This window comes from Terribacillus sp. AE2B 122 (genome assembly GCF_902497585.1).
In the GTDB taxonomy this organism is placed as follows: domain Bacteria; phylum Bacillota; class Bacilli; order Bacillales; family Amphibacillaceae; genus Terribacillus; species Terribacillus saccharophilus_A.
On the sequence record NZ_LR700945.1, the window covers coordinates 164,865 to 182,786 of the forward strand.

Genomic DNA, 17,922 nt, shown 5'->3' on the forward strand with positions numbered 1-17,922 from the left:
AATTGGAGGAGTAATTATGAAGATATTAGCAGTTTGCGGGTCAGGACTAGGAAGCAGCTTTATGTTGGAGATGAATGTTCAACAGATTCTATCAGAGTTAGGTGTCACTGGCGTAGAGGTGAGTCATTCAGATTTGAGCTCGGCAACTCCTGATGATGCCGATTTGTTTATTGCTGCCAAGGATATTGCTGATGGGATGCATCACTTAGGTGAAGTAATCGTGATTGACAGCATCATCGATATGGACGGAATCAAAGCAAAGCTGCAAGAGGTTCTTCAACAGAAAGGCATCATTTCCTAAAGAACAAAGGAGGAGAATACAATGGTCGAAAGATTTCTGAAACTGGTCATCGATATTCTTAGCACGCCGGCGGTATTGGTCGCATTGATTTCCTTGGTGGGGCTAATCATCCTGAAGAAGCCGCTGAGCGAGATTATTAAAGGGACGACGAAAACATTCCTTGGTTTCTTGGTAATCTCTGCTGGTGCGAATATCATTGTTGGCTCACTAGATCCATTCGGACAAATGTTCCAGCATGCTTTCAATGTAAATGGTGTAGTACCGAACAATGAAGCTATCGTAGCGATGGCACTGACAGAATACGGAAGTACAACTGCATTTATTATGTTCTTTGGTATGTTAGCCAATATTCTGATCGCGCGTTTTACTAGATTGAAATTCATCTTCCTTACAGGTCACCACACGCTGTATATGGCTTGTATGCTCGCTGTAATCCTTGCAGTATCAGGATTGAAGGGTGTTCCGCTTATTATTGTCGGTTCCTTGGCTCTTGGGTTGATCATGGCTGCTTTTCCGGCAATTTGCCAGCCGTTCATGCGGAAAATCACAGGTAACGACAATGTGGGATTCGGTCATTTCTCAAGCTTAGGTTATGCACTTTCCGGAGTGGTAGGCAAAGTAGTTGGGAAGGGATCCAGATCTACAGAAGATATTAAGTTTCCGAAAGGATTGGGGTTCCTGCGAGATAGTTCGGTTACGATCTCGCTTACGATGGTTGTGCTTTATGTCATCATTGCACTATTTGCTGGTCCAGGATATGTAGAGGGGGAATTGAGCGGAGGCACTCACTATATCGTCTTCTCTATAATCCAAGGTGTCACGTTTGCAGCAGGTGTATTCGTTATCCTGACAGGGGTGCGTCTAGTGCTAGCTGAAATTGTCCCTGCTTTCAAAGGTATTTCGACGAAACTTGTTCCGAATTCTAAACCAGCTCTTGATTGTCCAGTTGTTTTCCCTTATGCACCAAATGCAGTTCTTATCGGATTCTTCTGCAGCTTCCTTGGAGGAATCGTTGGCATGGTGGCACTCGGGCTTGCTGGAGCTGTTATCATCTTACCGGGCGTTGTACCGCACTTCTTTACAGGAGCTACAGCTGGTGTTTTCGGAAACGCCACTGGCGGTGTGAGAGGAGCAACTATTGGAGCTTTCGCAAATGGATTGTTGATTACTTTCCTTCCGGTATTTTTGATGCCGGTACTAGGAGATTTAGGATTCGCTAGTACGACTTTCTCAGATGCAGACTTTGCGGCTTCCGGCATCGTACTTGGACAGGTGGCGAAAATATTCGGTGCAGCAGGTGTTACCGTAACGGTTGTTGGTCTTGTTGTGTTGGCTGTTGTCTTCGGATTGTTTAAACGCAATAAAAAGACAAATGACTCCAATCAGATTGGTGCCTAATAGATGCTGAATAGGAAGGAAGAAGATAAATGATGGATTTAGAGAAGGTAGAGAGGTTCCGGGATGAAATTAGATTGAAGACACTTCAAGAGCTTCATCATTTGGGGTTCGGTCACTATGGAGGAAGCTTATCTATCATTGAAACATTAGCAGTACTTTACGGAGATGTGATGCAAGTTGATCCGACTGATCCAATGTGGGGAGATCGAGATTATTTCATTTTATCAAAGGGACACGGTGGCCCAGGGCTTTATGCAGCGCTTGCAGTAAAGGGATATTTTCCTGAAGAGATGCTGTATACACTAAATCAAAATGGTACAAAGCTGCCTTCTCATCCAGACAAAAACCTGACTCCAGGTGTGGACATGACGACAGGTTCGCTCGGTCAAGGTATATCAGCTGCTGTAGGTGTTGCGCTGTCTCATAAGCTCTCCGAACGGAAGAACAAGACATTTTGTATCGTAGGTGACGGAGAACTGAATGAAGGCCAATGCTGGGAAGCTTTTCAATTCGCTGCCCATCATAAACTGCACAATTTATTCGTTTTCGTTGATGATAATAAGAAGCAATTGGATGGTCTGACGAAGGATATCATTGACCCTATCGATTTTGCTGCAAAGATGGATGCCTTTGGTTTTTATACTTGCAAAGTGGACGGAAGTGACGTAGGAGACATCCATCAAGCAATCTTGCAAGGTATGAATCAAAAGGAAAAACCAGTAGCCATCATCTTGGATACTATCAAAGGGCAGGGAGTCCGTTATTTGGAGGAGTTGGCTGATAATCACCACATCAGACCGAACGAATCAGATACAGCGGCAATTGAACAGGCAATTCATGAGTTGGAAACGAAACTGAAGCAGGAGGTGGGAGGATGATTTCGACTGTTTATGAAAAAGAAAAACGAGAGATGCGCCAAGTCTATGCTGAAACCATTCTGGAACTGGCAAAAGCAAACCCGGAAGTGATAGCTCTGGAAGCGGACTTGATGAGTGCTATCACAACGAATAAAATCAAAGCAGAAATACCAAATCAGCTCATCAACAGCGGTATTATGGAAGCCAACATGATGGGAGTTGCAGCTGGTTTATCTCTTACAGGGAAAATTCCTTATGTGCACACTTTCGGCCAGTTCGCTACGAGAAGGACATTTGATCAGCTATTCGTTTCAGGCGGATATGCCAAGACAAATATCAAAATCCTCGGGTCAGATGCAGGTATTACGGCAGAGCATAACGGCGGTACCCATATGACATTTGAGGATATTGGGCTTATGAGGCTGGTTCCGCAAGCGCATGTTTATGAAGCTAGTGATTCTACTATGCTTGGGTACTTGCTGAGACGTATTGAAAAAGAGCACGGCATCCACTATATCCGTACAATTCGGAAGAATGCCGTCAAGCTTTACGAGGAAAACGAAACCTTTGAAGACGGAAAAGGGAAGCTATTGCGTGACGGATGTGATGTCACTATCATAGCAACCGGTATTATGGTTGCAGAAGCTTTACAGGCTGCAGATATTCTCGAGCGGCAAGGGATCCACGCGGCTGTCATTGATATGTATTCTATCAAACCAATTGATGCAGAATTGATCACAGAATATGCCCAAAAGACAAAAGCAATTGTAACAGCAGAAAATCATAACGTAATTGGCGGATTAGGCAGTGCTGTATCAGAGGTATTGGCTGAGAATCATCCTGTGCCGATGTATCGAATAGGTGTGCGAGAGCAGTTTGGGCAAGTGGGAAAAGTAGATTATTTAAAGACTTTTTATAAATTGAGTGTTAAGGATATTGCAGAGGCAGCAATCGAATTGTTAGCTAGATAATACACAACACGCTCATTTTGAATAATTCTTCTTTTAGAGAGCCAGGTAAACCAAAAGAAAATAGTTAAACGAGGAGATCAAGTAACACTTGATCTCTTTTTGTATTTCTCAAGCTGTTAATTTGTCAAAATAATTAGCAAACGTTATAATCCCTATGAATATCATCAGAATTATAGGTTATAAGAAATTGCTATTATTTAGGAGAGATGCGTGTTGGGTGATATAAATTATGAATTGGGGATTGATATCGGCGGAACTTTTACCGATCTTACCCTAAAGGAGATAGATGGATCTGGCATTTGGAATGTAAAGACGCCTACTGTGCCTAATGATCCAGCGAGTGGGATTTCCAATGGATTGCAACTGCTCAAGGAAAAGGGTATTGATTTGACGAAGATAACCTATTTCGTGCATGGGATGACAATCGGGCTGAATACGTTGCTGCAGCGGAATGGTGCGAAGATTGGCTTATTCATAACGGAGGGATTTCGGGATATTCTTTCCATCCAGCGTCTGCGCCTGCCAGTGCCATATGATCTTCATTCGAGATTACCAGAAAGCTTGATTGAACGGCAGCATGTTTATCCAATTAAGGAACGGATGCAAGCAGACGGAAAAGTGTTTACATCATTGGATATGAACGCTGTAGATCAGGCAATTGATCAAGCAGTTGAAGCAGGCTTGGAAGGACTTGTTGTTTCATTCTTACATAGTTATCGTAATCCGGCACATGAATTGCAGGTGGTGGAGCGAATTAAGGAACGTGCTCCTCATTTGTATGTTGAGGCTTCTTCATCTATATGGACTGAGATGCGTGAGTATGAACGTACAGTTATTGCGGCAATGAACGTCTATATTCAGCCCAATGTGAAGCGTTATTTTGAAACGCTGGTTGAACGGCTTGAACAAGAAGGTATCCAAGCGAAGCCGTTCATCACACAATCCAATGGCGGATTAATGGAAATCCATGCAGCGGCTGAGCAGCCAGTTAAGACTTTGTTCTCAGGACCAGCTGCTGGAGTTATGGGAGCAGTACAAGCAGCAGACGCATCGGGGATTGATAATGTCATCACCTTTGACGTTGGCGGAACAAGTGCGGATATTTCACTGATTGAAGGCGGCGAAATTCTCTACACCCAAACGAACGAATTGGGTGGACTGCCGACGATTCTTCCATCAGTGGCCATTTATTCGATTGGAGCAGGCGGAGGTTCGCTTGCATGGATTGATAAAGGCGGCATCTTGAAAGTTGGCCCGCTGTCAGCGGGATCTGATCCAGGACCTGCATGCTACGGCCGCGGAGAGGAACCTGCGCTTACGGATGCATTTCTTTTGAGTGGCTATTTGAATAGCGCTTCATTTGCCGGAGGAAATGTTGGCCTCAATCAAGACAGATCTGCTACAGCCTTCCAGAAAATTGCTGACCATTTAAATAGTGATGTGCTGGAAGCAGCTGACCAGACGATTCAGGTAGCTGTAGCGAATATGTTCACAGAGTTAAGCAATGTTTTGGAGCAGCACGGAATTGATCCGGGCGACTTCAGTTTGATGGCTTTCGGCGGCGCTGGACCAGTACTTGCCAATATGGTCGCAGAAGAAATCCAGGCCAAGCAAGTGATCATACCTGCAAACCCAGGTAACCTCTGTGCACAAGGCTCCTTGGCTGCAGACTTTGTTTATGATGCAATTACCTCCAGACAGGTACTGCTGAAAGATATGGACAAAGCGGAATGGCATACGATTTTCACAGCGATGGAACAGGAAGCAACAGACTGGCTTGACCGTCAGCAAGTAGACGCCTTCCTTCAATCAACACAGCTGCACCACACGATTGATGCGCGTTATAAAGGACAGGCGTTCGAACTGGAAGTACCATTCCAGCTTGATTGGCTCGAAACAGATCCTAGTTTGAAGCTGGCGGAAATCTTTCATGCGCAGCATGAGCGGCTATACGGACATAGTGATCCAAACGCAAGCATAGAACTGATGAATTTCAAAGTACGCATTGTTGGTGAAACTGCTGCAACAAGTCATACAGGTACTGTACTGAACGAGAATTCCTTAAAAACGACTGAGCGTTCCGTTCGAATCAATGGACAGACATTCAGTGCAGCCATTGTTGAAAGAACAGCACTTCAGTCAGGTATGGAGATACAAGGACCAGCTATCATCGAGCAGCAGGATACAACGACTGTCGTTCTGCCAAGCTGGAAAGCTAAAACAGATGAAGCAGGCAACTTGTTATTGGTAAGAAAGGAGATGAACTAATGCGTTCGAATCCCGCACAACTAGAGATTATGCGCAGTTATTTCAATGCGATTGCCACTGGAATGGGGCATGTCATCGAGCGGACTAGCTTCACAACATTCGTAAAAGAATCCGCCGATTTTGCGACAGCACTAGCGACTCCGGAAGGCGAATTTTACATGTATCCGAAATCAGTCGGAGTAACGATCTTTCTAGGACTAAGTCTGCGTAAGGCGATTGAATCCGTTGGGGAGGAAATCGAGGAAGGCGATATTATAATCACAAATGATCCGTATACAACCGATGGCCTTGCAACTCATCTGCCAGATGTGCATGTGTTCAAGCCGATTTTCCATGATGGAAAACTGGTGAGCTATGCTTGGGCATTCGTTCATGTTAGTGATGTCGGCGGCCTTGTACCTGCCAGTATTTCCCCGACTGCGACAGATGTGCATCAGGAAGGCTTGCGTATCCCGCCTGTGAAGCTGTATCGCAAAGGAAAGCCGAACAAGGATGTATTGGCGTTCCTTCGTTTGAACAGCCGTGTAGCTGATCTTAATGAAGGAGATATCAATGCGATGGTGGCAAGCGTGAATACTGCCGAAAACCGTTTGCATCGTATGATCGGCAAGTTTGGAATGGAAGCTGTAGAAAATGGTATCGCTGATCTGCTGGAGCAAGCGGAATCACGGTCACGGGAAGTGCTGCGTCAGATTCCTGATGGAGAGTATTCTTTTGCTGATTACTTGGATGATGACATGGTATCAGAGGTGCCGATCCGCTTGGCAGTCACACTGCGTGTAAAAGACGGAGAAATCACGCTCGATTTCTCAGATAGTGATCCACAGACACAGACAGCTTTCAACTTGGTAACAAATGGGCAGAAGCATAGTTTTCTTTATCAAGGACTGATCAATTTCATTATTACTTCTGATCCGCATATTCCGAATAATGGCGGCATCACGAGACCATTCTCTGTCATTGCTCCGAAGGGGACACTAGTGAATCCTGCTTATCCAGCAGCAGTAGGTATCCGTCACTCGATCACGATGCGGATGTACAATGTGGTGCTTGGTGCGATTGGCCAAGCCTTACCTGAGCTTGTTCCAGCAGCAGGAGCAGGGCAGTCAGCAATTGTCGTCTTATCTGTTCCGCAGGATGATGGAACAAGGAATATGGCTGTTGTTGAACCGATGGGCGGCGGAGGCGGAGCCCAGCAGGAGCAGGATGGAATCGATGGAATCGATCATTCTTCAGGCTTCCTGAAAAATACACCAATTGAAAGTCTGGAACAGCATATTCCTGTCCTTGTCGAACGCTATGAATATGAAAAAAACACAGGCGGAGCCGGTCAATATCGCGGCGGTCATGCAATTACACTAGCTTTCCGTATCCTGGAGTCTGACTCGATGGTAACGGCAAGGGGAATGGAGAGATTCCGTTTCCAGCCTTGGGGATTAGCTGGCGGCCAAGCTGGACAGCAAGGCTTTGTTGTTCGGAACCCAGAGAACGAAGCAGAGAAATTGCCAAAGATTGATGTACTGCGTCCTGCAAAAGGAGACATTATCTCTATCACATCACCAGGCGGAGGCGGATTTGGCCCGGGCTATCTTCGCCCAGTCGATAAAGTGGCAGCAGAAGTGGCAGATGGTTTGCTCTCTGCAGAGCGGGCGGCAGAAGCGTATGGAGTTATATTTGGTGACAGTGGCGTAGACGAAACGGCAACTAAAGAAGTACGTTTGAAAATGGAAGCAGCTGAAAACAAGGCTTGGGATTTCGGTGCTTTCCGTTCTGCCTACGAAAGTGTTTGGACGGCTGAAGCGAGTGCAGCATTGGCTGTAGCGCTGCGCAGCTATCCAGCTAACCTGCGAAATGATATGAAACGGCAAGTTCATCGCCATTTCGACGCACAAAAACAGTCGCTGACGAAACAAGATGTATTGGATGCCTTACGCCAAATTACGGGGGAGGAAGCGAATGAAACGGTTAGGTAAATACGCTGCTGCAAGCGTAGCACTCATTTTATTGCTTGTATTGGTTTCGTGCAGCAGCGGCGAGGAAGAAAAATCCGTCACTATTGGTGTGTATGGCGGTGATTGGGAAGCTAATATCGGTGAGGCAATTGATAGCTTTGAGAAAGAAACGGGCATCAAGGTTAATGTCATTGCTGGTACAGATGCCGAATGGTATATGAAAATGCGGGCAGCAGATGGCTCCAATGTCCCGTACGACTTGTTGATCCTGCAGCCTGATACGATTCAGCGTGCTATGTCTGCTGATCTGCTGGAACCTCTTGACGAAGAGAAAGTACCGCATGTGGCAGAACTGTATGATTCTGTTCAGCAGCGGTTCGAAAAAGACGGCAAGGAATATGCAGCAGCCTTCAGTATGGGACAGCTTGGTATTGCCTATACTCCGGATGCAGTAGAGAATGTACCAAAAAACTGGCTTGATTTAGCGAATGAGGAATACCAAGGACAGCTTGGGCTGTCATCACCTTCATATTCCGCAGGTTTGCAGTTCTTCTCAGGTGTTACACAGGCACTTGGTGGTGAAGAAGGCAATCCAGAGGATATTGATAAGACGTTTGAGGAATTAAAGAAAATCAATAAAAATGCAGTCGCCTATCCGGATAATCCAGGAACAATCCAGACATTGCTGGACAGAGGGGAAATCAGCATCATACCATTCTGGGACGGTCGGATTTTCGCGTTGCAGGATGCTGGGATGGATATCGATTTTGTATACCCAGAAGATGGTGCTGTGGCAGCTGTTGCCAGCTGGGCCATGATGAAAAATGCACCGCATGAAGAGAATGCCTACAAACTGCTTGATTATTTGAGCAGCCCTGAAGTGCACAGTATGTTCTCGGAGAAATCCTATTATGGTATGGCAAATGAAAATACACAATACAGTGACGCAATTAAGGATAAAGTCAAGGTCGGGGAAGATCAATTTGCTTCTTTGAAGTGGGTCGATTATGAAGTATCCACAGGCAAAGTATCCGAATGGACGAATAGATGGTCACGAGAGTTGGGGGAATAACATGAGTGGAATAAAACTAGAAGGAATAAGCCTTGATTATGGTAATCACTTGGCATTGAAAGAAGTGGACTTGGAAATCAAACAAGGGGAGTTCTTTTCCTTGCTTGGTCCAAGTGGCTGTGGAAAATCGACGCTTCTGAATATTATTGCGGGATTTCTTGGTCAAACGACGGGTGTCGTTTATATCGGTGACGCGGATGTAACGAATATACCGCCTTATAAGCGGAATCTCGGCATGGTTTTTCAGAACTATGCCCTGTTCCCGCATTTGTCGGTCCGAGATAATGTGGCATATGGTCTTAAAAACAAGAAAATGTCCAAGCAAGAAATCAAGCAGAAAGTGGACGAATCGCTTGCGCTTGTCCAGCTGGAATCCTATGCAAAGCGCATGCCGCATCAACTGAGCGGCGGACAGCAGCAGCGAGTTGCTATAGCCCGTGCGCTTGCTATTGAACCAAGCGTGCTGCTGCTTGATGAGCCTCTAAGTAATCTGGATGCCAAGCTGCGAAAAGAGATGCAGTTCGAGCTGCGCCGGATTCAAAAAAGTGTCGGCATCACGACTGTTCTGGTAACACATGATCAGGAGGAGGCGCTCAGCCTGTCAGACCGGATTGGTATCCTTGGAGATGGCGTCCTGCAGCAGGTAGGTGAACCGCTTGAAGTATACCGCCGCCCTGCAAATCGCTTTGTCGCTGAATTCATCGGTCAGGTGAACATATTTGATGCAGTACTTAGCGAAGGTACTTTTTATGAAACTACAGCTGGATTCAAGCTGGAGGCTGAGCACCATGAAAGTGGAAAGCAGCCGAAACGCGTTCGTTTCATGCTTCGGCCTGAGCGGATTTTTGTGGAGCAGCAAGCTTCTGGAGAAGACACTGTCAACCGTGTCAAAGCAGTAGTAAAAGAAAGCAGCTACATAGGAAATGCCATCCGCATCAGAACAGAAGCAGGCGGCATTGAACTGGCTGTCCATGCACCGGATCCGCTGTTTCCAGTTTTGCCGGCACCAGGTCAGGAGCTAGCGCTTTCATGGAACAAAGAAGATATCATTTACTTAGAGGTTCTGGATTATGAAAGCAACTAGACAAAAGAAGTTTTATGGCATCTTATTAGCTCCCACTCTGATCTTTCTGGGTATCTTTTTGCTGCTTCCGCTCATTCAATTGCTGATCCTAAGCTTTCAGCAAGTAGATAATTTCTTCGAGGTTATCAATGGGTATACGTTCAGTCATTATATCGAGGTGCTGACAACACCAGTCTATTTGAAAACAATTTGGCAGACATTATTTGTGGCAGTCATTACTACGGTGATTTGCTTGGTCCTTGCTTATCCAGCTGCCTATTTGCTTGTTCGATCTCCAAAGCGCTGGCGGGCATTTTTCTACATCCTGCTTGTGTCGCCGTTGCTGACGAGTGTGGTTATCCGGACATTCGCATGGATCATCTTGCTGGCGCAAAACGGACTCGTCAATGATGTACTCATGAAGACGTCTATCATTGATGAACCGCTGGATATGCTTTGGAATATGAATGCAGTCATTATTGCTTACGTACAAGTTATGCTGCCATTCGCAGTGCTGCCTATTGCGACGGCAATGTCGGATATTAAAGGTAATCTGCGTTCGGCTTCCATGATTCTTGGCTCAAACCGGATTTCGACCTTCTTTCGCGTTACCTTGCCGCTTACGATTCCAGGAATGATCAGCGGTGCGATGATCGTCTTTTCACTTGCGGCCGGAAGTTATATTACACCGCTATTAGTGGGCGGAAGAATGCAACCATTACTACCGTTATCCATTTATCAGCAGATCATGCAAGTCTATAACCTGCCGCTAGCAGCTGCGATGGCCTTTACGCTGATGGTGCTCGTGTTCCTTGTAATTGCGGTACTTGGTTACATCCTGAAAAAATGGGAGGTGCGTGTGAATGGGTAATAAAGGTACAAGATGGCTGGACAGTCTTATCTGGATTGCCGGCATTGCTGTTTATCTATTCCTAACAATCCCAGTATTAGTGATTATTTTGTCAGCTTTCAGTCCGACGGATTATCCGCAGTTCCCGCCAACCGATTTTTCTGTGCGATGGTTTGAAGAAGTATTTCAAAGTGAACAGTGGATGCAGTCACTTTGGTCCAGCACTCTCGTTATGATCATCGTGACACCGCTCACTGTTCTGCTTGGGACGATGTCATCTTATGCATTAGCACGATTGTCCTTTCCGGGTAAAGGGCTGATTCAGTCCTTCATCATGTCACCTTTGATGATTCCGCAAGTGGTGCTTGGTGTTGCACTATTGTATTTGTTCTCTTCTTTAGGCTTATTCGGTTCTACACTAGGTCTTATTATTGGACACATCGTTATTTGCTTCCCGTATGTTGTGCGTACCGTTTCCGTCAGCATTACTAATCTTGACAGCAGACTGGAGCTTGCTTCGATGAACCTTGGTTCGACACCATGGCAGACGTTTTATCGCGTCACACTGCCATTGATCAAACCTGGTATCATCGCTGGAGCTGTCTTTGCAGCAGTCACATCATTCGGAGAAATCTCCGTCAGTCTATTTGTTAGTACGCCAGAGACAATAACGATTCCGGTTCGGACCTTCGGGTATATCGACCAAACCTTTGATCCTAGCGTCAATGCCATTGCCGTTATCTTTATAGCATTGTCGGTCATTGCACTTGTTATCATTGAAAAAACAATCGGATTATCCAAAGTAATGTAATAAGAAAGAAGCTAAGCGATGTCAGCTTAGCTTCTTTACTTTACTGCCTTCCAAATTGTCCACCTGTCCATTTCCACAATATCCCTTTCCTCTGTGATACAATCGTCTATATACAGAACTAACTTCTCCAGTTCGTCATCCTCTAAAGCATGCAGGATGCTTCTCCCCAGTCTGGCACGAATATCTGCCAGCAGTTTTTCTTTCGATACATGTATTTGACGAACTTCCCATAATGTATGTTTCTCTATATCATGAAAGCCGCAATCTTCTAGATCCTTTATCACTTGAGCGGATGTATGTCTTCTGCTAATTTCCATCTCCGCGAGTCTTGGAAAACATGAGAAGAAGTATCCTCTAATATGCTCGGGACTTCCTGTCAGCAGGCAATCTTCTGGTGTGCGGTCCTGAATAAGCAATACTCCGCCAGGTCGCAGCAAACGATGTGCTTCAGAGAAACAAGGCTGCAGCTCCTGTAAGTGATGAATCAAAGCGCGTTCAAGAATAAGGTCGCAGCTCACTGATTCTAACCCAGTTACGTGAGCGTCCCCCTTGTGGAAACGAATTCCTTTCCAACCCCGACAATTCTCTGCTGCTGCCTCAAGCATGACCTCTGATGAATCTACTCCTGTCACAGACGGTAGGCCTATTTCCATAAGTGCTTTCGTGTAAATACCGCCACCGCAACCGATATCGAGAGCCTGTTCAATAGGATGATTTTCGATGAGGGAGGTATAAGTTCTAATCCATGTGGCGTTTGCATTTCTTTGGGTATAACTCCATTTATTCTTTGTATGATGAAAATCCATAGTTTCTATCCTTTCTGATTGGAAGTGTTGATAAATGGCTTTACAGATGTTGGATCTAAATGGGGCACAGCAGGGTGTCATTATGAAGCATAATAAGGATAAATCTGCTCCTATCTTGTTATTTCTGCACGGAGGTCCTGGATTTCCTGCTTATCCGCTAATTAGCGCGAACAGAGTAGAGCTGGAACAAGAATTTACCGTTTGCTATTGGGATCAGCGCGGTACCGGTTCCTCCTACAAAGCAGCAAAGGGCGGAGATTCGCTTACGTTGGAACAACTGCTTGCTGATACGTTAGAATTGATTGCTTTCTTAAGGAAGACATATGCCCAGGAGAAGATATATGTACTTGGACATTCTTGGGGCAGTATTTTAGGTACTTTGGCTGCGCAAAAGATGCCAGAACATCTTCATGCCTATATAGGTGTCGGGCAAATTGGTATTCAGTTTGAATCGGAAAAAGAAGCCTATGACTATCTCGTCTCGGAAGCGGCTCGTCGTTCAGATGAAAAGGCAAAACGGGAATTAGCTCGAAGAAAATTTGATGAAGATTACTATCAAAACCGTGCCTACGGGGCAGTTCGATTTAAATATACAAGAAAGTATGCTGTCGGTTTTACGCGAGATGGATACAGTAACAGCCGCCTCATCCGGGAAATAATGCGCTGTCCAGAATATAGATGGAAAGATAAATTCAACGTATTCGCAGGCAGCGGATTATCGTATCAAAAGTTAGCAAAAGAGATAAGTACAACCAATCTAACTCGTACGGTTCCTGAGTTGAAGGTGCCGGCATACTTCCTTCATGGGCAGTATGACTATCAAACTACTTATCAGCAGGCTTACAACTTCTATACATCACTTAAAGCACCAGTTAAACAGTTTCATACTTTTTCAGAAAGTGCACACAGTCCGTTTCTCGAGGAACCGAAGAAGTTTATCAATCTTTTAAAAACGATACGGGAGACTGTTGCATCGTGACAAATCAAAAATCAGAAGTTCGTCCGCTTAAAAGTACCGATGTCGCCCTTCTGGTCAAATGGCTGTCAGATCCTGAAGTACTTGCATTTTATGAAGGCGGGGGTTCCGCAAAGTAATTGCAAAAGCGTGAGTGGCATGAAGGGAGCTATCGGGATTGCTGGTTAATGGAATAGTAAGGAGATGCATATGAGAATAAAGTTACGTGAGCTTATGGAGGAGGACTGGGAAGCTGTCCATGCGTATGCCTCACTGGAACAGGTTTGTGGTTATCAGCCTTGGGGGCCGAACACGGAAGCTGAATCGAAACAGTTTGTAGAGGAAGTGTTGCAGGATGCTGAGGAAGAGCCGCGGAAGCGATATGTATATGCAATCATCTTCGAGGAGAAAATGATTGGTTCTGCAGAATTGTGTATCAATAGCACACAAAACCAAGAAGGGGAAATCGGCTATATCATCCATCCCGATTTCTGGAACAAAGGCTTTGCAACAGAAGCTGCTAAAGCTGTTCTTTCTATTGGATTTCGTGGATTTGGTCTGCATCGTATCTATGCTACCTGTGATCCGAATAACCTGGCTTCTGCAACCGTATTGGAGAAAATCGGCATGCAGAAGGAAGGTTTTATCCGGGAACATATTCGCATGAAATCAAGCTGGCGGGATTCCTTCCTTTACAGCATGCTAGAACAAGAACACCCTCAAGAATGGTAGCCATATGTGTACGAGAATAGAAAATAAAGGACTGCAAGCAGAGCTGCCAGCGGTATGGTGACGCCCAGGATATTGGAGCGTTTCCAGGGACCTTTTGGATCTTTATAACCTTTATACAACAGATATATTAATAAACCGATCATCGGTACAAACAGTAAATGACGGATATCAGCTACCCATTCATTATTCACGATCCAATTCACGTTAGGTGTCGTTGCTCCTTCATAAGCGTTATCAATGCGCTCCTTAACAATAACAAACAGAGCACCGAGTACTAGATAGTAAATAATAAATAAACTTTTAATAGGTTTGTTTAAATAGCGGGTAGATAGGATGACCGCAAAAAATAAGACAAGCAGTATAGCTAACAGAATATATTCCTGCATGATATATATTCTCCTTTCTCTTATTGAACTGACTTACATGAAGATAGGATTGATAATGTGAAATTAACTTCGACCAATCAATTTGTGAGACAAATGAGTCTGAAGGAAGAATCCTCAGCGCTCCTTAATCATTTCCCATTTTCACTGCCAGTCATTCAAAAGTTAGGCAAACTTTCTTTCCATCCCAATGTTACGTACTTCATTGGAGAAAATGGCATGGGCAAGTCGACACTGCGTGAAGCGCTTGCTGTCGCACTCGGCTTCAATCCTGAAGGCGGTTCGAAGAATTTTTCTTTCTCAAGCTACGCATCACATTCCGAATTGCATGAACTAGTGCGAGTTGTACGCGGCGGGAACCGCCCAAAGGATGGCTATTTTTTTCGAGCAGAGACTTTCTATAATGTAGCAACTAATATTGAGGAAATGGATCGGGAGGGGTACGGGCGAAAAATCATTGATTCCTACGGTGGAAAATCACTTCATGAGCAGTCCCATGGAGAAGCTTTTTTTGCAGCTTTCATGGAGCGATTTTCCGGAAATGGACTATACATTCTCGATGAGCCGGAGGCAGCTTTATCCCCAATCCTCCAGCTATCGATGCTTGCTCGGATTGATGAGCTGGTGGAGGAGGGCTCACAGTTTATCATCTCGACACATGCTCCGCTGTTGATGGCTTACCCGGGCGCGAAGATTCTACAGCTGGATGCGGAAGGAATGGAAGAAGTCCAACTGGAGGATACACAGCATTATAGCATCATGAAGCAATTTTTCGAAGATAGAGGCAGGCTTTTGCATCATTTATTTAAAAAATGAATGGGGGAGAAATTGTGTTCGAATTGACAATCCGTTTTGCTGTTACCGATATTGAGAAAGCCAGGAGCTGGTATACGACCTTTCTTCAGAAAGATCCGGACTTCATTCCGCATGCAGGATTTCTAGAATGGGAAGTAGTGCCAGGCTGCTGGCTGCAGTTAGCCGAAACACCGGAAACTGAATATCGAAACGGACCACTCCGCCTAGGTGTAAGGAACTTGGAAGCAGCAAGAGAAAGGGCTATCGAACAGTTGAACATACAGGATTTTGACATTCATATGCGTTCAGATGTACCAGTCAAGTGGGCAACCTTTCCTGATCCTTGGGGGAATCAGCTCGGATATTATGAATATCTCGATAAAGAAGAAGAACAGAACAGGACAAATCAGTTAAAATAGTTGAATAGAAGAATAGCATGTGATAAGGAGTGTTCCCAAATGACAAATAGTGAAACGAATCCTAAGGTTGACGAGTTCTTAAGCAAGGCTAAACAGTGGAAAGAAGAATTTATAAGCCTGAGAAATATTGTTCTTGACTGTGAGCTAACCGAAGATTTTAAGTGGAAGCATCCTTGTTACACGCTTGAGGGTAAAAACATCGTTTTAATCCATGGATTCAAAGACTATTGCGCGCTTTTGTTTCACAAAGGTGCTTTGTTAAAAGATGCCCACGGGGTACTGATTCAGCAAACGGAGAATGTACAAGCGGCACGCCAAATAAGGTTCACCAATGTACAAGAAATAGCTGAAATGGAAACCGTCATAAAATCCTATATATATCAGGCGATAGAAGTTGAAAAAGCCGGTCTGCAAGTAGATTTAAAAGAGCAGGCTGAATACATAATTCCTGAAGAACTTCACAATAAATTCAATGAAATCCCTGCCTTGAAAACCGCTTTTGAAGCACTGACACCGGGACGGCAAAGAGCATATATATTTTATTTTTCTCAAGCTAAACAATCCAAAACGCGAGAGGCAAGGATTGATAAATATATGCAGCATATTCTCGATGGAAAAGGGTTGAATGATAAATAATGTAACGGCAGCAGAAATTAGTGGCATATAGTTAGTTATACAAATTAGAGGTGAAGACATGGAAATTACCAGAGCAACAATAAAGGAAGTAAAACAAACAGCAAAATTATTCGATCAATACCGGCAGTTCTATAAGCAAGCTCACGATTTAAGTGGTGCAGAGGCGTACATAACAGAAAGGCTGGAGAAGGATGATTCCGTCATCTTCCTCGCAAAGGAGGGAGATGATTATGTCGGTTTCACTTAGCTATATCCTACTTTTTCTTCTATCGGGATGAAACGCGCATGGATACTGAATGACTTATATGTAGCGAAAAGTGCTAGAAAACAAGGTGTAGGAGAAAAATTACTTGATGCAGCGGAGGCTTTCGCAAGGGAAACTGGTGCGGGAAGTATCGCACTAAGTACAGCTCCTGATAACGAGAAGGCGCAGCGTCTTTACGAACGGAAAGGATACGAGCGAGACCAGCAGTTCTATCATTACGAGTTTACCCTGTAGAGGAGGATGTAGAGGATGATTATCGATGTTCTGCAGCATGTTCCATTTGAGGATCTTGCTGCTATAAGTGATTGGGGAGAAGCGCGCGGACATAGCTTTCGCGTTCATCATCTCTACGAAAAAGTTGATCTTCCCCATGCAGCGAATATCACCTTGCTCATCATTCTGGGCGGGCCGATGAGTGCCAATGATGCAGATCAATGGGTAAAGGAGGAGCGCGAACTGATCCGTCAGCTAATTGATCAGCAAAAGCCTGTATTCGGTATCTGTCTCGGTGCACAGCAAATTGCGAAGGCTTTAGGAGCGACTGTATTCCAAGGTGAACAAAAGGAAGTTGGCTGGCATCCAATTCAGACCGTTTCTACGCACTTTTCTTTCATTCCAGACGAGATGACTGTCTTCCATTGGCATGGTGAACAATTCTCCTTACCAGACGGTGCGATACGGCTTTTTGGAAATGAAATCTGTGAAAATCAAGGCTTTGTGTATCACGATCATATAATAGGTTTACAATTCCATTTCGAGACGACTAGAGAAAGTATGGAGAAATTGATATTGCATGACCGGGATTATCTTGATGATAGTCTATATGTCCAGAGTGAGCAGGCAATGAAGACAGCAAATTTTCCGTTAGAAAATAAAGAAGTATTGTATCAGCTGCTGGATCATTTGGTGGATGCTGTGAGAGAGGATCGGAAAACAAGTGGATTGTAGCTGCGAGAAAACGAACGATATTCTTTTTGAAGCGGACTTTGCTGATCCAGTTTGGTGTGCGGTTTGCAAGGAAAATCTAGATCTTGATGAATTTCCAATATCAAATGAGTTGAAACAGATGATTGGAAATTGGACGAAGAAATATGGGCATTGGTTAGATTGGGATAAGGAATTATTAAAGATAGGTGCAGTAAGGACTGAAGAAGAATTTAATAAGGAAGGAAGGTTATTGTCTATCAAATTGCAGCATGAACTGCCTAATTTCACTATCTGCTATAAAAAATCTTATTTAAGCTCTTTTTATACATGAAAGCTGCCAGCTAATAAAGCTGACAGCTTTTTTGATTCAACTAGTTATATTGAATTACTCGTATAAATTCGGTATAAGGGATTTCCTTAAACATATAATCGGTTATGAGCACTGTTCATGCCTCTATTTT

General features: G+C 44.5%; 20 protein-coding genes and 1 pseudogene. 19 read left to right on the top strand and 2 right to left on the bottom strand.

Going from position 1 to position 17,922, the window contains the following annotated elements; translation table 11 throughout:
• Positions 1-16 precede the first annotated feature (16 nt).
• From AE2B122_RS11685 to AE2B122_RS11730, 10 genes are all read left to right on the top strand, one after another.
• The gene (locus AE2B122_RS11685; protein ID WP_095230717.1) at positions 17-301 is read left to right on the top strand and encodes a PTS sugar transporter subunit IIB; all 285 of its coding nucleotides are present in this window, start codon (positions 17-19) and stop codon (positions 299-301) included.
• Positions 302-322: 21 nt separating this feature from the next.
• Complete coding sequence (locus tag AE2B122_RS11690) at positions 323-1,699, top strand: PTS ascorbate transporter subunit IIC (RefSeq protein WP_175074192.1); 1,377 nt, start codon at positions 323-325, stop codon at positions 1,697-1,699.
• A gap of 29 nt (positions 1,700-1,728) precedes the next feature.
• Complete coding sequence (locus AE2B122_RS11695; protein WP_254593484.1) at positions 1,729-2,577, top strand: transketolase; 849 nt, start codon at positions 1,729-1,731, stop codon at positions 2,575-2,577.
• A complete protein-coding gene (locus AE2B122_RS11700) occupies positions 2,574-3,527 on the top strand; it encodes a transketolase family protein (protein ID WP_175074193.1) in 954 nt (317 codons plus the stop codon). Before AE2B122_RS11695 ends, AE2B122_RS11700 begins: the two co-directional genes overlap by 4 nt.
• 213 nt (positions 3,528-3,740) lie before the next feature.
• Complete coding sequence (locus AE2B122_RS11705) at positions 3,741-5,795, top strand: hydantoinase/oxoprolinase family protein (RefSeq protein WP_175074194.1); 2,055 nt, start codon at positions 3,741-3,743, stop codon at positions 5,793-5,795.
• The gene (locus tag AE2B122_RS11710; protein ID WP_175074195.1) at positions 5,795-7,768 is read left to right on the top strand and encodes a hydantoinase B/oxoprolinase family protein; all 1,974 of its coding nucleotides are present in this window, start codon (positions 5,795-5,797) and stop codon (positions 7,766-7,768) included. The genes AE2B122_RS11705 and AE2B122_RS11710 overlap by 1 nt, the downstream gene beginning before the upstream one ends.
• Positions 7,752-8,819, top strand: a complete 1,068-nt coding sequence (locus AE2B122_RS11715) for a PotD/PotF family extracellular solute-binding protein (protein WP_175074196.1) — start codon at positions 7,752-7,754, stop codon at positions 8,817-8,819. Before AE2B122_RS11710 ends, AE2B122_RS11715 begins: the two co-directional genes overlap by 17 nt.
• Position 8,820: 1 nt before the next feature.
• Positions 8,821-9,903: an ABC transporter ATP-binding protein gene (locus AE2B122_RS11720; protein WP_175074197.1), complete on the top strand. Its 1,083-nt coding sequence runs from the start codon at positions 8,821-8,823 to the stop codon at positions 9,901-9,903.
• A complete protein-coding gene (locus AE2B122_RS11725) occupies positions 9,890-10,753 on the top strand; it encodes an ABC transporter permease (protein WP_175074198.1) in 864 nt (287 codons plus the stop codon). Before AE2B122_RS11720 ends, AE2B122_RS11725 begins: the two co-directional genes overlap by 14 nt.
• Positions 10,746-11,543: an ABC transporter permease gene (locus AE2B122_RS11730; RefSeq protein WP_175074199.1), complete on the top strand. Its 798-nt coding sequence runs from the start codon at positions 10,746-10,748 to the stop codon at positions 11,541-11,543. The genes AE2B122_RS11725 and AE2B122_RS11730 overlap by 8 nt, the downstream gene beginning before the upstream one ends.
• Before the next feature lie 35 nt (positions 11,544-11,578).
• On the opposite strand, the gene AE2B122_RS11735 is transcribed toward AE2B122_RS11730, so the two are convergent.
• Positions 11,579-12,349, bottom strand: a complete 771-nt coding sequence (locus AE2B122_RS11735; RefSeq protein ID WP_175074200.1) for a class I SAM-dependent methyltransferase — start codon at positions 12,347-12,349, stop codon at positions 11,579-11,581.
• Between the two features lie 34 nt (positions 12,350-12,383).
• Between AE2B122_RS11735 and AE2B122_RS11740 the strand changes: the two genes are divergently transcribed.
• The 3 genes from AE2B122_RS11740 to AE2B122_RS11745 all read left to right on the top strand — a co-directional run bounded on the left by AE2B122_RS11740 (position 12,384) and on the right by AE2B122_RS11745 (position 14,036).
• On the top strand, positions 12,384-13,328 hold the full coding sequence (locus tag AE2B122_RS11740; RefSeq protein WP_175074201.1) for an alpha/beta fold hydrolase: 945 nt from the start codon (positions 12,384-12,386) through the stop codon (positions 13,326-13,328).
• A complete protein-coding gene (locus AE2B122_RS19020) occupies positions 13,325-13,444 on the top strand; it encodes a GNAT family N-acetyltransferase (protein ID WP_217468085.1) in 120 nt (39 codons plus the stop codon). Before AE2B122_RS11740 ends, AE2B122_RS19020 begins: the two co-directional genes overlap by 4 nt.
• 70 nt (positions 13,445-13,514) lie before the next feature.
• Positions 13,515-14,036 carry a GNAT family N-acetyltransferase gene (locus tag AE2B122_RS11745; RefSeq protein WP_371809597.1) on the top strand — a complete coding sequence of 174 codons (522 nt, stop codon included), beginning with the start codon at positions 13,515-13,517 and terminating at the stop codon, positions 14,034-14,036.
• Here AE2B122_RS11745 and AE2B122_RS11750 read toward each other — a convergent pair.
• A complete protein-coding gene (locus AE2B122_RS11750; RefSeq protein WP_175074203.1) occupies positions 14,024-14,422 on the bottom strand; it encodes a hypothetical protein in 399 nt (132 codons plus the stop codon). The two genes, AE2B122_RS11745 and AE2B122_RS11750, sit on opposite strands and share 13 nt — an antisense overlap.
• A 57-nt stretch (positions 14,423-14,479) precedes the next feature.
• Between AE2B122_RS11750 and AE2B122_RS11755 the strand changes: the two genes are divergently transcribed.
• The 6 genes and pseudogenes from AE2B122_RS11755 (at position 14,480) to AE2B122_RS19025 (ending at position 17,792) form a co-directional block, all read left to right on the top strand.
• Positions 14,480-15,235 (top strand): AAA family ATPase, encoded by a 756-nt coding sequence (locus AE2B122_RS11755; protein WP_371809598.1) that lies wholly within the window; start codon positions 14,480-14,482, stop codon positions 15,233-15,235.
• A gap of 14 nt (positions 15,236-15,249) precedes the next feature.
• The gene (locus AE2B122_RS11760; RefSeq protein ID WP_371809600.1) at positions 15,250-15,633 is read left to right on the top strand and encodes a VOC family protein; all 384 of its coding nucleotides are present in this window, start codon (positions 15,250-15,252) and stop codon (positions 15,631-15,633) included.
• Positions 15,634-15,672: 39 nt separating this feature from the next.
• Positions 15,673-16,269 (top strand): YdeI family protein, encoded by a 597-nt coding sequence (locus AE2B122_RS11765; RefSeq protein WP_175074204.1) that lies wholly within the window; start codon positions 15,673-15,675, stop codon positions 16,267-16,269.
• 58 nt (positions 16,270-16,327) lie between these two features.
• A pseudogene (locus AE2B122_RS11770) lies at positions 16,328-16,768 on the top strand (GNAT family N-acetyltransferase).
• Positions 16,769-16,783: 15 nt separating this feature from the next.
• On the top strand, positions 16,784-17,482 hold the full coding sequence (locus AE2B122_RS11775) for a type 1 glutamine amidotransferase (RefSeq protein WP_175074205.1): 699 nt from the start codon (positions 16,784-16,786) through the stop codon (positions 17,480-17,482).
• A 118-nt stretch (positions 17,483-17,600) separates the two neighbouring features.
• A complete protein-coding gene (locus AE2B122_RS19025) occupies positions 17,601-17,792 on the top strand; it encodes a hypothetical protein (protein ID WP_176467142.1) in 192 nt (63 codons plus the stop codon).
• The last annotated feature ends 130 nt before the right edge of the window (positions 17,793-17,922 follow it).